General features: G+C 63.6%; 9 protein-coding genes and 1 pseudogene. 6 read left to right on the forward strand and 4 right to left on the reverse strand.

Annotated elements, in window-relative coordinates; genetic code table 11:
- Window positions 1-88: 88 nt before the first annotated feature.
- Together LG661_RS15340 and LG661_RS15345 are read right to left on the reverse strand one after the other, a co-directional pair.
- A complete protein-coding gene (locus LG661_RS15340) occupies window positions 89-1,585 on the reverse strand; it encodes a DUF2231 domain-containing protein (protein WP_230532769.1) in 1,497 nt (498 codons plus the stop codon).
- Between the two features lie 204 nt (window positions 1,586-1,789).
- Complete coding sequence (locus LG661_RS15345) at window positions 1,790-2,503, reverse strand: GntR family transcriptional regulator (protein WP_230532770.1); 714 nt, start codon at window positions 2,501-2,503, stop codon at window positions 1,790-1,792.
- 122 nt (window positions 2,504-2,625) lie between these two features.
- On the opposite strand from LG661_RS15345, the gene LG661_RS15350 reads away from it, so the two are divergent.
- From LG661_RS15350 to LG661_RS15360, 3 genes are read left to right on the forward strand one after another with little or no spacing between them, the layout of a single operon-like run.
- Window positions 2,626-3,555: a dihydrodipicolinate synthase family protein gene (locus LG661_RS15350; protein ID WP_230532771.1), complete on the forward strand. Its 930-nt coding sequence runs from the start codon at window positions 2,626-2,628 to the stop codon at window positions 3,553-3,555.
- Window positions 3,556-3,604: 49 nt separating this feature from the next.
- Window positions 3,605-4,621, forward strand: a complete 1,017-nt coding sequence (locus tag LG661_RS15355) for a 4-hydroxyproline epimerase (protein ID WP_230532772.1) — start codon at window positions 3,605-3,607, stop codon at window positions 4,619-4,621.
- 46 nt (window positions 4,622-4,667) lie between these two features.
- On the forward strand, window positions 4,668-5,903 hold the full coding sequence (locus LG661_RS15360; RefSeq protein ID WP_230532773.1) for an NAD(P)/FAD-dependent oxidoreductase: 1,236 nt from the start codon (window positions 4,668-4,670) through the stop codon (window positions 5,901-5,903).
- Window positions 5,904-5,975: 72 nt separating this feature from the next.
- Here LG661_RS15360 and LG661_RS15365 read toward each other — a convergent pair whose 3' ends face one another.
- Window positions 5,976-6,197 carry a hypothetical protein gene (locus tag LG661_RS15365; protein WP_230532774.1) on the reverse strand — a complete coding sequence of 74 codons (222 nt, stop codon included), beginning with the start codon at window positions 6,195-6,197 and terminating at the stop codon, window positions 5,976-5,978.
- Between the two features lie 199 nt (window positions 6,198-6,396).
- Between LG661_RS15365 and LG661_RS25435 the strand changes: the two are divergent.
- Together LG661_RS25435 and LG661_RS15370 are read left to right on the forward strand one after the other, a co-directional pair.
- A pseudogene (locus LG661_RS25435) lies at window positions 6,397-6,804 on the forward strand (alpha-amylase family glycosyl hydrolase); the annotation flags it as partial.
- 77 nt (window positions 6,805-6,881) lie between these two features.
- Window positions 6,882-8,078 (forward strand): alpha-amylase family glycosyl hydrolase, encoded by a 1,197-nt coding sequence (locus tag LG661_RS15370; RefSeq protein WP_407666724.1) that lies wholly within the window; start codon window positions 6,882-6,884, stop codon window positions 8,076-8,078.
- Between the two features lie 24 nt (window positions 8,079-8,102).
- Here the strand turns inward: LG661_RS15370 and LG661_RS15375 are convergent, their stop codons facing one another.
- Window positions 8,103-10,619 (reverse strand): glycogen/starch/alpha-glucan phosphorylase, encoded by a 2,517-nt coding sequence (locus tag LG661_RS15375; RefSeq protein WP_230532775.1) that lies wholly within the window; start codon window positions 10,617-10,619, stop codon window positions 8,103-8,105.
- Between the two features lie 469 nt (window positions 10,620-11,088).
- Here LG661_RS15375 and LG661_RS15380 point away from each other — a divergent pair, with 469 nt between their 5' ends.
- A complete protein-coding gene (locus LG661_RS15380; protein WP_230532776.1) occupies window positions 11,089-14,364 on the forward strand; it encodes an alpha-1,4-glucan--maltose-1-phosphate maltosyltransferase in 3,276 nt (1,091 codons plus the stop codon).
- The last annotated feature ends 3 nt before the right edge of the window (window positions 14,365-14,367 follow it).

Below are 14,367 nucleotides of genomic sequence, written 5' to 3' on the forward strand. Positions count from 1 at the left end.
TCCTCGATTGTGACTGATGAGCTATGGGGTAACGGAAGTTCTTACGGAGGAGTTCCGGCGTTGCGCTCACGAGAACCGGCTGGGGTCATCAGGTTTCCCTTCCTACCTCGGCAAGCAGACTGATCTTCAGCTCACGGAAGGCGCGCTGGAAGCGGGAGGTCCGTTGCTCCTCGAGCATCAGCTCGAGCGCATGGCCGAGTTCGCGCAGGCGGCGCTCGCCCAGGCGCTGGGCCTCGATGAACATCGAGCTCTCCTCGGAAGAGGCATGGTGATCCACCGCCTCGTGCAGGGCCCGGAGGTATTCGTCGAATTCAGGGCTGGAGGTCGGAAGCTTCAGGGTCGCGGCCAGCAAATCCGCCAGTTGCTGATGCTCCGCATAGGCGATTGAAACGTCCTCGCTGACCGGGCGGACCGCTGGATAGAAGATCTCATCCTCGATGTGCTCATGGATCTCGAGTTCGGATGCGAGCGTCCGCATCAGATCCCTGCGCTGCGGATCGTCCGGCTGCATGTCTTCGATCCGGCGAAACAGGCGGCGCAGCAACTCGTGATGCTCGAAGAGCACTTCGTCGGCCTTGCGGCCGAGGGCGGCCGAATTCTCCTCTGCTGCGTCTTTCGTCCGCGCCGCCTGCTCGATGTCGTCAGGCGTCACCGCTTCGGCGCCAGGCTCCTGCTGTCGTTTGATCTCGATCATCCCCGCACGCAGGCGCACATCGTAGCGGGGCTGCGAACATGTCGATGGACCATCCAACGGCTGACCCGTCTCGAGGTCGTAGCGGGAGCCGTGCCAAGGGCAGACGAGGCCGCCTTTCAGAAGCCAGCCCTCATCCAGGGGACCGCCCATATGCGAGCAGCGCGCTCCCATGGCGAAAATGCGCCCACGGTACCGCACGAGGACGACGGGAATCTTCGCCTGTTCCACCGCATCCCAGACCTCGACCCGCCGGGGCCGCCCCTCGATGAGTTCGGCATTGGACAGGACGGGTTCGAAATCGCGCGGCTCGACGCTGCGGTCGGCCTGATCGACACCCTGGCGGCGGCGGTAGACGAGGTGGCCGCCCAGATATGCTCCCGCGAACATCACGCCCCAGGCCGCGGCGGTCGCAAGACGTCCTTCTCTGCGGCGTCCCCGTCGGCGGAGGGCGATGGAGGCGAGCTGAAGGCCCAGCGCTGTGCTGTTGACCAGCGCATGGGCGAGGCCGACCCGCCGGGAACGACCATGGGTCTGCTGCCAGTCCGCCAGGCCGGCCGCTGCTGCCGCAACTGCGCCCGCAGCTCCCGTCTGGATGGCGATATCGGCCGCCCGGCCGTAATCGCGGCCGTTTTTTGCTCCTAACGCCTCGAGCGTGTCGAGACCAAGGGCTAGGGTCCATGTCCCGATGGGAACCGTGACGAGCATCGGGTGCACGGGGTGGCCGAACCATGTGCCGTGCAGTGCGTTGCGAACTCTTTTTCCCGGTGTCCCGGCGAGGCGCTGGGGCAGGGCGACCGCGTTTGCCAGCGTGAAGGCAGGGCCGTCGAGCCACTCCGCCGCCTCGATCCGGCCGATTGCGGCATCCGTTATGCTGGAGTGGTGCAATGTCATTGGGCCCTCTTGTTCCATGATGCGCTGGACGGCGAGGCTACGCCTCCAAAGCCCAGCTAGTCAGACAATCGGTGCCGGTTGGTTTGGTTCACTTCCCGTTCTGGCGCTTTAGAAGGATGTCCGGATGGACATCCATACTCGCCGCCGGCCGTTTCACTCTCGACGGGCTTCGGGCGGCAACCCCGGCGGGGGCTGGGAGCAGCGTTACTGCGGCTGTCTGTTCGTCGCGAGGTCCTGGTGCTCCTCGAGGTACTTGCGGAGCGACTTGCCGACATCCTCGATATGCGTCTTGAGTAGCGCGCAGGCGGCAGGAACTTTTCCGGCTGCGCACAGGTGCAGGATTTCCGCATGTTCGGTCTCGGCTCGTTCCATGCCGTCCGTCAGTGAAAGCTGGAGGCGGGTGTGCCTGTCGCACTCCTGAAGAAGGTTCGCCACGATGGCGAGGGAGCGCGGCTGAGCGGCATGGCGGTAGAGCAGCATGTGGAACTCGGTATTCAGCTCGCCCCAGCGCCGGATGTGATTTGCCCGGAGCTCCGCACTGTATTCCTGTAGGATCCGGTTGAGTTGGTCGTAGTCGGCCGGCGTGAGGTTGGGAGCTGACGCTTCGAGGAGGCGCGGTTCCAGCAGGGCCCTCAGATCGAACAGTTCCTGGACCTCCTCGGTCGACAGCTCGGACACGATGGCTCCGCGGTGGGGGAGGATCTTGACGAGGCCTTCCGCCTCCAGCTGCATCAGCGCCTCCCGAACCGGAATTCGGCTGACTCCGAACTGGGCCGCGAGAGCGTCCTGCCGGAGCTGGAACCCAGCCTTGAACTCCCCGTCCACGATCCGGCGGCGAAGGTCGTCCGCCACGGCGGCGGAGATCGTCCGGTGCTGCAGCGATTTCTGAGCGGGTCTTTGGGCTGGCTTGGCCGTCATCATGATCATTGGAAAAGGTGAGGGGACAGGGCTGGTTGGCGCTGGGTAAGGCGGCTTGACAGGGTCGATTTTATACAATCTACAATACGAAAGCTCAATGCCTGCCGCAGGAGAATACGACGATGGCGAAGAAGATTGGCTGGGAAGGCGTCTTTCCCGCGGTTACCACGCAGTTCAAGCCGAACTACGACTTGGATATCGAGGCCACAGCCCGCGTCTTGGACAACCTCATCCGGGACGGCGTCTCTGGCCTGATCGTCTGCGGCACGGTGGGCGAGAACACGTCGCTCAGCCGCTCGGAAAAGGTGGCGGTCATGGAAGCCGCCAAGGATGTCGCGCGGGGCAGGGTGCCTGTGATTGCGGGTGTCGCCGAGTTCACCACCGTCTTCGCATCCGAGGTCGCCAAGGAGGCCGAGCGCGTCGGCCTCGACGGCGTCATGGTCATGCCTGCGCTGGTCTATTCCTCGAAGCCGCACGAGACGGCAGAGCACTTCCGCGGGGTCGCCAAGGCGACGGACCTGCCCATCATGGTCTACAACAACCCGCCCATCTACAAGAACGATGTGACCCCGGCCATTCTCGCGTCCCTGGCCGATTGCGAGAACATCGTCTGCTTCAAGGATTCATCCGGGGATACCCGCCGCTTCATCGACACGAAGAACATGGTCGGCGACCGCTTCGTCCTCTTCGCCGGTCTCGATGATGTGGTCGTCGAGAGCGTGATGCTCGGGGCCGTCGGATGGATTTCCGGCATGTCGAATGCCTTTCCGCAGGAAGGCGAAACCCTGTTCCGCCTCGCCAGGGCAGGGCGTTATGAGGAGGCGCGTGCCCTCTATGAATGGTTCATGCCGCTCCTGCACCTCGACGCCCGCCCCGATCTCGTACAGTGCATCAAGCTCTGCGAGCACATCATGGGCCGTGGCTCGGCGCTGACCCGTCCTCCGCGCCTGCCTCTGGGCGCAGAGGAGCGCGCAGAGGTCGAGACGATCATGGACAAGGCGCTCAAGAATCGCCCGAAGCTTCCCGAGGTCGGTTTGAAACCTGCCGCGTGAGCGGGCGAGAGCAAGCGAAACACGACATTCCAGAGCGGTGAGTAAAGCCATGGCGCGCCATACATTTTTTTGCATCGACGGCCATACTTGCGGGAACCCGGTCCGCGTGGTCTCCGGCGGCAGCATCCCTCAGTTGAAGGGGGAGACCATGTTCGACCGCCGCCAGCACTTCCTGGCGGAATACGACTGGATCCGCACCGGCCTGATGTTCGAGCCCCGCGGGCACGACATGATGTCCGGATCCATCCTCTACCCGCCGACGCGGCCCGATTGCGACGTGGGCATTCTCTTCATCGAAACCTCGGGCTGCCTTCCCATGTGCGGCCACGGGACCATCGGCACGGTGACCATCGCCCTTGAGAACGGACTGATCCACCCGAGAACGCCCGGGCTCCTGCGTCTCGACACCCCGGCTGGTGTCGTCGAGGCGCGTTATGAGCAGAACGGTCCCTTCATCGAGAGCGTCCGCATCACCAATATCCCGTCCTTCCTCTATGGGACCGGTTACGAGGTCGAAGTCGAGGGGCTTGGACACCTGGTGGTGGATGTCGCCTATGGCGGCAATTTCTATGCCATCGTTGGACCGCAGGAACTGTATTCCGACCTCTCGGCCGTCAATCCGTCGGATATCCTGCGCTGGAGCCCGAAGCTGAGGGACGCCTTCAATGCGCGCTATCAGATCGCGCATCCTGAAAACCCCGCCATCGACCGCCTGACCCATGTCCTGTGGACCGGAAAACCACAGACAGAGGGCGGCAGCGCACGCAACGCCGTGTTCTATGGCGACAAGGCCATCGACCGTTCGCCGTGCGGGACCGGGACTTCGGCGCGCATGGCGCATCTTGCGGCCCGCAACGAGCTCAAGGAAGGCGACGCCTTCGTCCATGAGAGCATCATCGGCTCCAAGTTCGTCGGTCGCATCGAGGGGCGGGCGAAGGTCGGAGACCGTGACGCCATCATTCCCTCCATTGAGGGGTGGGCTCGGGTGACGGGCTTCAACACGATCGCCATCGACGACAGGGATCCCTTTGCGAAAGGCTTCCAGGTCGTCGACGGCAAATCCTAGCTCGGCCAGACGGCGGCAGCGCCGCCGATCCTCAACGGAAGATATCATGCGGATCACGATTGTCGGTGCGGGAATCGTCGGCCTCGCCACCGCCCACGCGCTCCTCGACAGGGGACATAAGGTCACGCTCGTCGATCCGGGCGATGATCAGGCCCGCCCGACCAACGGCAATGCAGGCTGGATTGCCCACACCGACATCATGCCGCTTGCCTCTCCGAAGGTCTGGCGGAACCTTCCGCAATGGCTGATGGATCCTCTGGGACCTCTCACCATCAGGCCCACCTATCTGCCGGCTCTCGCGCCGTGGCTGATCCGTTTCGTGCTGGCATCCTCCCCGGCGCGCATCAAAACGAGCATCGCCGCGATCCGCTCGATCAACGCCGAGGCTCTCCCGGCCTGGCAGAAACGTCTCTCGTCCCTGGGATTGCGCGACCGGCTGCGGGAGAACGGGATCCTCTCGGTATGGAGAAGCCACAGCGCCTTTCTCCATGCAGGCGACATCATCGACCAGCAGCGCAGCTTCGGCATCGTTGCGGAGGTCCTGGAACCTGAGGATGTGGCTAGACTGGAACCGGCGCTGCGGAACGTCGAGATGGGTTTGCTCTACCCGGACGCCTGTCACGTTTCGGATCCGGCTGATCTTGCCGCCGATCTGATGAGGCTCGCGCGGGAGCGGGGCGCGGAGGTGATCCAGGGGCGTGTGGTTGCCCTGAAAGCGAAAGAGGAGACCATTCACGTCCGGGCGGACGGTGCCTCAGGAGAGGTGGTGTCCGACAGGGTTGTTGTAGCGGCCGGGATATGGTCGCGGGCGCTTGCCAGGACGCTCGGCGACCGGATCCCGCTCGATACGGAGCGTGGCTACAATGCCACCTATCCGAAGGACTCGCTCGGTCTCAACCGTCCGATCATGTTCGAGGGGGAGGGTTTCGTCACCACGCCGCTCGACACGGGCGACCGGATCGGCGGCGCCGTAGAGTTCGGGGGGATCAAGGCCGCGCCGAACCACGAGCGGACCTCCGCCATGATTGCGCGCCTGAAGCGCTTCCTTCCGCATTTCGATGCCGACCAGCCGGCAAAACGCTGGATGGGCTTTCGCCCCTCCATTCCGGACTCCCTGCCCGTGATCGGGCCGGCGGGGAAAGACCGCCGCATAGTCTATGCCTTCGGCCATGGTCATCACGGTCTGACGCAGGCTGCGATCACCTCGCAATTGGTGGCCGATCTGATCGATGAAAGGCCCAGTCAGATCGATCTGAGCCTGTTCTCCGCCCAGCGTTTTTGACGGGCGACGCATTGCCGGTTTCGGATCGGTGGCTACGCCGCCATGGACGGGAGAAAATTCCGTCTCTTGGAGCTACTGTCGGCTGGCTCTGGGATTGCTCATCCTGACGTTGTCGGCCTCCCGGATCTCCGATTCCCGAACGATGCAGTCGATCCCGCTGGTCTCGCCTTGGATCAGATACTGCGGCTCGTAGGATGTGTCGGGAAGCTGCCGGACGACGAGATACTTGTTGGGGTTGGCGCGCTGGCAAGCCGCCGGCATGACGGTTTGTCCGATCTTGAACCTGTGGACCATGGCACTCTCCCAAGTAGAGGTAATGGCCTTCGTGTTACGCCCCCGGACGTCGATTTGTTGGGCACTATAAAACCAGCATTTCGGTCTCTCGCCAAGAAGCTTTGTTGACGTTCCTCGCTCCGCGATGCGGAACCCATGACCATGGCCAAGGTTGTCGACGAGGAGTGCTTGCGAGGAGGCCCCCTTGGGCGAGAAGGGAATATCCGGCTATGCCTGGTGGCAGCGAGGGATCGTGTATCAGGTCTATCCGCGCTCCTTCCAGGATACGAATGGCGACGGAATCGGGGACCTGCCGGGAATTCTGTCCCGCCTCGACCATCTCGTGAAACTTGGCGTCAACGCTGTCTGGCTCTCCCCGGTCTACCCGTCTCCGATGGCCGATTTCGGCTACGACGTCACGGATCATTGCGCCATCGATCCTCTCTTCGGCACGATGGAGGACTTCGACCGCCTGCTGGCGGAAGTCCATGCCAGAGGCCTCAAGCTGATCCTGGATTTCGTGCCGAACCACACCTCGGATCAACACCCCTGGTTTCTGGAGAGTCGCTCCTCGCACAACAATCCGAAACGGGACTGGTATATCTGGCGCGATGCGAAACCCGACGGGTCGCCGCCGAACAACNTCAACACCCCTGGTTTCTGGAGAGTCGCTCCTCGCACAACAATCCGAAACGGGACTGGTATATCTGGCGCGATGCGAAACCCGACGGGTCGCCGCCGAACAACTGGCTCAGCGAATTCGGCGGTTCGGCCTGGGAATGGGACGAGGCCACGGGCCAATATTACTATCATGATTATCTCAAGGAGCAGCCGGATCTGAACTGGCGCAATCCGGAGGTGCGCGAGGCGATGCTCGATGTGCTCCGGTTCTGGCTTGAACGCGGGGTCGACGGCTTTCGGGTCGATGCGATCCATCAACTGTTCGAGGATGAGCAGCTGCGTGACAACCCACCCAATCCGCTCTGGTATGAGGGCATGCCGCCATCACGAAAGCTGATACGGGAACACACGATGGACCAGCCGGAGGTCCACGATGCGGTTGCCGCAATGCGGCGGCTGGCCGATTCCTATGGGAGCCGGCTGCTGATCGGGGAAGCCTATCTGCCGATGGATCGCCTGATGGCCTATTATGGCGAGAACCTCGACGGCTTCCATCTCCCGTTCAATTTCCACCTGATCTTTACGCCCTGGCACCCGGTGGCGGTCTCCACCCTGGTTCAGGCCTACGAAGACGCCCTGCCGGAAGGCGGGTGGCCCAACTGGGTTCTCGGCAACCATGACAGGTCTCGGGTGGCGAGCCGCGTCGGGCCGGAGCAGGCGAGAATCGGCGCCATGCTGCTCCTCACCTTACGCGGAACGCCGACAATCTATCAGGGCGAGGAGATCGGCATGCCGGACGTGCCGATCTCGCCCGAGAGGGCGCAGGATCCTTGGGGGAAGAACGTTCCCGGAATGGGACGCGATCCGGAGCGCACCCCGATGCAGTGGGACTCCACTGCCCGTGCGGGCTTCTCGGGAGTCGAGCCATGGCTGCCCCTCTCGCCTGACCACGCCGAGCTCAATGCGGCTGCCCAGGAGTCCGATCCCACCTCGATGCTGTCGCTCTACCGCGCCCTCATCGACCTGCGCCGTTCGGAGCCGGCTCTTTCCGTCGGGCGCTATGTTCCCGGTGTTTCTGACGAGGCTCTCCTGTCCTACGAGCGGCGGCATGAGGACCGCCGCCTGCTCGTTGCACTCAACATGAGCGATACGGCGGGAAGCCTGCCGAACGTTCCGCCGGGCCGCATCCTGGTTTCGACGTTCCTCGACCGCCGGGACGAGCGGCCGGCCGAGGCGCTGGATCTCAGGCCGAACGAAGGCGTTGTCATCGCTCTCGATTGAAAGCGCCTGCCCGAGCGCTCGGCCTTACCGGGAGCCGACGCCCCAGATTTCCTCTGCATATTCGCGGATGGTGCGGTCCGAGGAGAACCAGGCCGTCCGCGCCGTGTTGAGGATGCTGGCGCGCCACCAGGCGGCCGGGTCCCGCCACAGATCGTCCACCTGGCGCTGCGTCTCCCAGTAGGATTCGAAATCGGCGGCCACCATGAAGGGGTCATCGGTTTCGATGCCGTGGAGCAGGCCGTCGAAGCGGTGGGGGTCTTCCGGCGAGAAGACGCCTGAGCGGATGGCGTCGAACACACCCTTGAGGCGCTCCGACCAATGCTGCGGATCGGGGCGAATGCCCTTCCTGCGGCGGGTCTCCACTTCCTCGGCCGTAAGACCGAAGATGAAGATGTTCTCCGAGCCTACATGCTCGCGGATCTCGACATTCGCACCGTCGAGGGTGCCGATGGTGAGGGCTCCGTTCAGCGCCAGCTTCATGTTGCCGGTACCTGAGGCCTCCATGCCCGCCGTCGAGATCTGCTCGGAGAGGTCGGCAGCCGGGATGATAGCCTCCGCCAGGCTCACGTTGTAGTTCGGCAGGAAAACCACCTTCAGCCGCCCTGCCACGACCGGATCGGAATTGACCATCTTCGCCACGTCGTTGGCGAGCTTGATGATCAGCTTCGCCTGGTGGTAGCTCGGCGCGGCCTTGCCGGCGAAGATCTTCACCCGCGGGGTCCAGTCCCTGTCGGGCTCGGTCTTGATGGCGTTGTAGAGCGCCACGGCCTCGAGGATGTTCAGAAGCTGGCGCTTGTACTCGTGAATGCGCTTGATCTGCACATCGAAGAGGGCGTTCGGGTCGATGCCGATGCCGGTGCGCTCCGCCACGATGGCAGCAAGGTTGGCCTTGGCTGCGGCCCGCTGGTCACGGAAGAGAGCCTGGAAGGCAGGATCGTCCGCAAGCCTCTCGAGGCCGATCAGCGCCTCGGCATCGTCGAGGACACGGGTGCCGAGCTCCATTGTCAGAAGGCGCATCAGCTTCGGATTGGCCTGGTGCAGCCAGCGCCGGAAGGTGATGCCGTTCGTCTTGTTGACGATGCGGGTCGGATAGAGGGCGTTCAGGTCCCGGAACACCGTGTGACGCATGAGGTCGGTATGGAGCGCCGACACGCCATTAACCTTGTGCGCCCCGATGAAAGCGAGGTGCCCCATGCGCACGTAACGGCCGCCGTTCTCATCAATGATGGAGACATCCCGGACGAAATCGCCGTCCGCCCCGCGATGGATCAGCGGCTCCAGATGCAGCCAGTTGATGTGGTAGATGATCTCCAGCTGACGCGGGAGAAGCCGCTCCATCAGGGAGACGGGCCAGCGCTCAAGCGCCTCCGGCATTAGGGTGTGGTTGGTATAGTTCAGAGTGCGGGTCGTGATCGACCACGCCTCGTCCCAGCCCATCCTGTGCTCGTCGACAAGGAGCCGCATCAGTTCGGCGACCGCGATGGCGGGATGCGTATCGTTGAGCTGGAGTGCCGCGTGCTCCGGGAGTGTGGCGAGGCTCCCGTGCGAACGGACGTGGCGCGCGAGAAGGTCCTGCAAAGACGCGGAGGTGAAGAAAAACTCCTGGCGCAGGCGCAGTTCCCGGCCGGCCTCCGACATGTCGCCCGGATACAGGACGCGGGAGATCGCTTCGACCCGCGTGCGGTCGGCGAGTGCGCCGACGTGATCGCCCGCATTGAAGGTGTCGAGCTTCAGGGGCTCGGCGGCCCGGGCCGACCAGAGCCGGAGCGTGTTCACATGCTGCCCGCGCCAGCCCACGATCGGGGTGTCGAAGGCCACGGCCTGAACGGTCTCCGCAGGACGCCAGGCGCGCTGGATCGAACCGTCCGGCGCAGTCACCTCCTCGATGCGGCCGCCGAAGCCAACGGAGAAAGCTACGTCGGAGCGCTCGAACTCCCATGGATTCCCGCGGACTAGCCAGTCCTCGGGCTGCTCCTGCTGGTATCCGTCCTGGATGACCTGTCGGAACAGGCCGTGCTCGTAGCGGATGCCATAGCCGCAGGCCGGGATCGAGAGGCTCGCCAGGCTTTCCATGAAGCAGGCCGCGAGGCGACCCAGGCCGCCGTTCCCGAGAGCTGCGTCCGGCTCGATGGTGCGGAGATCGTCGAGATTGACGCCAAGCCCCTCCAGAGCCGCGCGGGCATTCTCGGTGAGGCCGAGATTGTTCAGAGTGTCCGAAAGAAGCCGGCCGATCAGGAACTCGAGGGAGAGATAGCAGACCTGCTTGCCTTCGGCATGATCGAGAACTGGATTCGAAGACACCCATTTTTCGACGGTACGGTCGCGTACCGCCAGTGCGGTCGCTACGAACCAGTCGCGAGGCTTCGCCTGAGACGGCGTCGTGCCTACCACATAGGTGAGCTTTGCCAGGATTGCGCTGCGGAGGGCGAGGGTGGCTCCATCGGCCAGGGAGCCCGTTTCAACCCGCTCGTCGGCTTGGTCCGAGGAAGACGAGCGGTCAAGAACGAATGAACGCGATGAATCGTGATCGAAATGGTGCATGAGAGAAGCCCCCAAAATTTTCTATGCCAAATACGATAAGCAAATGAATTATTTATCGCTGGCGCTCCTTTTGCTGGAGTTGACTGAGATTTAACATTATCCGGCTTCATAAAAAACTGCACAAAGCCGCGGCGGCCAGCCGCATCCCGGCATGTCCTGCGAGCGGCCTCAGAAGCCCGTGCCGAGGCTCCAGGCGAAGGCCTTTCGCCTTTGTCTCGCCGTAGGAAAGCCGGAGGAACGGCCGGATTTGAGGCAGGCCGCATCCGCTTCCCGGATATCTGCACAACTCAGATGGGCTAGGAACAATCCTAGGAAGGCTCTGTTTCCCGCTAGGGGCTCCGCCGTGCAGGAGAACGAAGATCGCCTGTTGACCGGCTGTGAGGTCGCCACAGATTGAGATGACTGAACAGCAACGGGTCGTATCGTGTCGCCACCAGAAGGTTTCTCCGCCGCTGCCGATCCCTCCGCGATGAATCGTGGCGCTAGTGCGGCGCCGCGGATCTATTACGTGCATCCGCTGCTGGCGGGGCGGCCCGATTCCTGGGACCCGCTCCTCGATCACGCGGCAGGCCTCGGTTTCGATACCATTCTGACAGCCCCGCTTTTCGCCCCGGGCCGTGGCGGCAGTATTTTTCTGCCTCAGGACATGGACAGACTCCACCCGGCGCTCGGCGGCGGCTGGGCGGCCGATGAAGTCGGCCGCCTCGCGGAGAAGGCGCGGAGCCGTGGTCTCGCTCTGATGCTCGATCTTTTGGCGGACCGCGTGGCCGCGGACAGCCGTTTCGCTCAGGAGCTCGGCCTGGGGCCGTCCCAGACCGACATCTTCGACCCGCGCCGCGATCCCTCGGACCGCGAGGCGCTGACGGTCTCCTACGATGGCGGCAACCCCGCCGATCACCCGCTCATCGGCGCTCTCGCCGACAGGCTCCGGCCCCTGGTGTCGGCAGGGCTCTCAGGCTTTCGCTGTCTTCACCTTGACCGTGTTCCTCCTGCCGCCTGGGAGAGGCTGATCGCCACCCTGCGAGGGAATTCACCGGACACCCGTTTCCTCGCTTGGTTCCCAGGGACCGCCTTCGAGACACGCCAGGCGCTCGCTTCGGCGGGATTCGACGGCGGCTTCTCCTCGCTCCGCTGGTGGAACGTCCAGGACGGCTGGATCGTCGACGAGCACGAGGTGAACCGGAGTATCGGCTACGAGATCGCTTTTCCGGAAGCTCCGTTCGAGCGGCGCCTTGTGCATGATGTGGATGCCGAGGAGGTGCTGGAGCACCGCTCGTCCCGCGCCCTATGGCTCTCCGCCGCCTGCACGGATGGCATCCTCGTGCCGATGGGCTTCGAGTTCGGCTGCCGGGAGAGGTTCAATCCCACCGAAGGCGACGGCCGGGGCCTTGCCGGCCTGCGGGAGCAGGGCAGCATCGATCTCACGGCGGAGATCGTGGAAGCGAACCGGCTGCTCTCGCAGAGCGACCGGCGGTTCTCCCGGACGCCCATGCATCTCGTCGTCAGTCATGCCTCCCCGATCGCGGCGATCCTGAAACCCGATGCGGAGGATGTACGGCAAGCCGGATCGGCCCGTCTTGTCCTCGTCAACGGCGACCTGCGCCGGAGTGCGCAGGCGACAGGCTCTTTCCTGGTCTCTGAGGCTGGGTCCCGTTTCGTGCCGTTCCACGAAATCGGGGAGGGCGGGGCCGAGCTCAATCCGGCCGAAACGATCCGGTTGCGTCCCGGTGAGGTACGGATCCTCGAGGGGCGGCCACTCGATGTCATCAAGTCTGGAGTGACAGTGCCAAGCGTTGAAGAGGCCATTGCCGCGCCGCGGCTGATCATCGAGAGCATCACGCCGACGGTGGATGGCGGCGAGTTTCCGGTCAAGCGCATCGTGGGCGAGGTGGTCCACGTGGAAGCTGACATTTTCGGCGACGGTCACGATCCAATCTCCGCGGCTCTGCTCTGGAGAGCGACCGACGAGAGCGAGTGGCGCGAAACACGTATGAAGCTGATCGTCAATGATCGCTGGAGCGCCGAATTCCCGCTGGAACGCATGGGGCGTTACGAATTCGCCGTCGAGACCTGGCGCGATCCCTTCGCAATCTTCCGGTGGGAGCTGGAAAAGAAATATGCTGCCGGCCTCGATGTGACCCTCGAACTGGAGGAGGGACGCAGAATCGTCGACAAGGCGCTCGCGGAAACGCAAGGTGAGATCGCAGACCGCGTCCGGCCGATCGCCGAGCGGCTCGCGGGGGCGGATTACGACGCGCGGCTCGATATCCTGCTGTCCCAGGAAACCTCCAATGTGATGACGGCGGCGGACCGGCGGCCATTCCGCACACGCTCGAGGCCGATCCCGCTCGATGCGGAGCGACCGGCTGCGGGATTTGCGAGCTGGTACGAGCTGTTTCCGCGTTCGCAGAGCGGCCATCCCCATCGGCACGGTACCTTCGACGACGTGATCCGGCGCCTTCCGGCGATCCGCGACATGGGTTTCGACGTGCTCTACCTCACGCCGATCCATCCCATCGGCCGCACTCACCGCAAGGGCAGGAACAACAGTCTGACGGCTGGTCCCGAGGATCCGGGCAGCCCCTATGCGATTGGAGCGGAGGAGGGCGGCCACAACGCCATCCATCCGGAACTCGGCACCTTCGAGGATTTCCGCCGTCTTGTGGCCGCCGCAGCGGATCACGGGATGGAGCTGGCGCTCGACATCGCTGTCCAGGCATCGCCCGATCACCCCTGGCTCAAGGAGCACCCGGACTGGTTTGACTGGCGGCCGGACGGCACGATCAAATATGCCGAGAACCCGCCGAAGAAGTACGAGGACATCGTCAACGTGGATTTCTACGCCGAGGGCGCGATGCCGTCCCTCTGGCTGGAGCTGCGCGACATGATCCTGCTCTGGGTCGATCAGGGTGTGAAGCTCTTCCGCATCGACAATCCGCATACAAAGCCGTTCCCGTTCTGGCAATGGCTGATCGCGGATGTGCGGCGCGACCACCCTGACGTGATCTTCCTGTCGGAAGCCTTCACGCGGCCGAGGATCATGTACCATCTGGCGAAGATCGGCTTCTCCCAGTCCTACACCTACTTCACATGGCGCAATGCCAAGTGGGAGCTGATGGAGTACATGGAGGAGCTGACGAAGACGGCTCCGAAGGATTTCTTCCGCCCGCATTTCTTCGTGAACACGCCCGACATCAACCCGGACTTCCTGCAGGATGCGCCGCGCCCGGCCTATCTCATCCGCGCAGCGCTCGCGACGACGCTTTCCGGCCTTTGGGGCATGTATAACGGCTTCGAGCTCTGCGAAGGCCGACCGGACGCCAAGCGCAAGGAATATGCCGACAGCGAGAAATACGAGATCCGGGCTTGGGACTGGGACCGCCCCGGCAACATCATCGCCGAGATCGGAATTCTCAACCGCATCAGGCGGGACAACCCGGCGCTGCATTCTCATCTCGGCATCAGTTTCCTGAACGCCTGGAACGACAACATCCTCTTTTTCGAAAAGTCGACGCCCGGCCGCGAGAACGTGCTGCTCGTGGCCATCAGCGTCGATCCCCATCACGCCCAGGAGGCGGATGTGGAGATTCCTTTATGGAAGTTCGGGCTGCCTGACGACGGCTCCCTCGCAGTCGAGGATCTCGTCCGCCAGCACCGTTTCACCTGGACCGGAAAGTATCAGCGCGTCCGCTGCGATCCGGGCGAACTTCCCTTCTCGATCTGGCGTATCGCTCCCAAAGGATAGACC

The organism is Microvirga roseola, from assembly GCF_020866965.1.
GTDB lineage: Bacteria > Pseudomonadota > Alphaproteobacteria > Rhizobiales > Beijerinckiaceae > Microvirga > Microvirga roseola.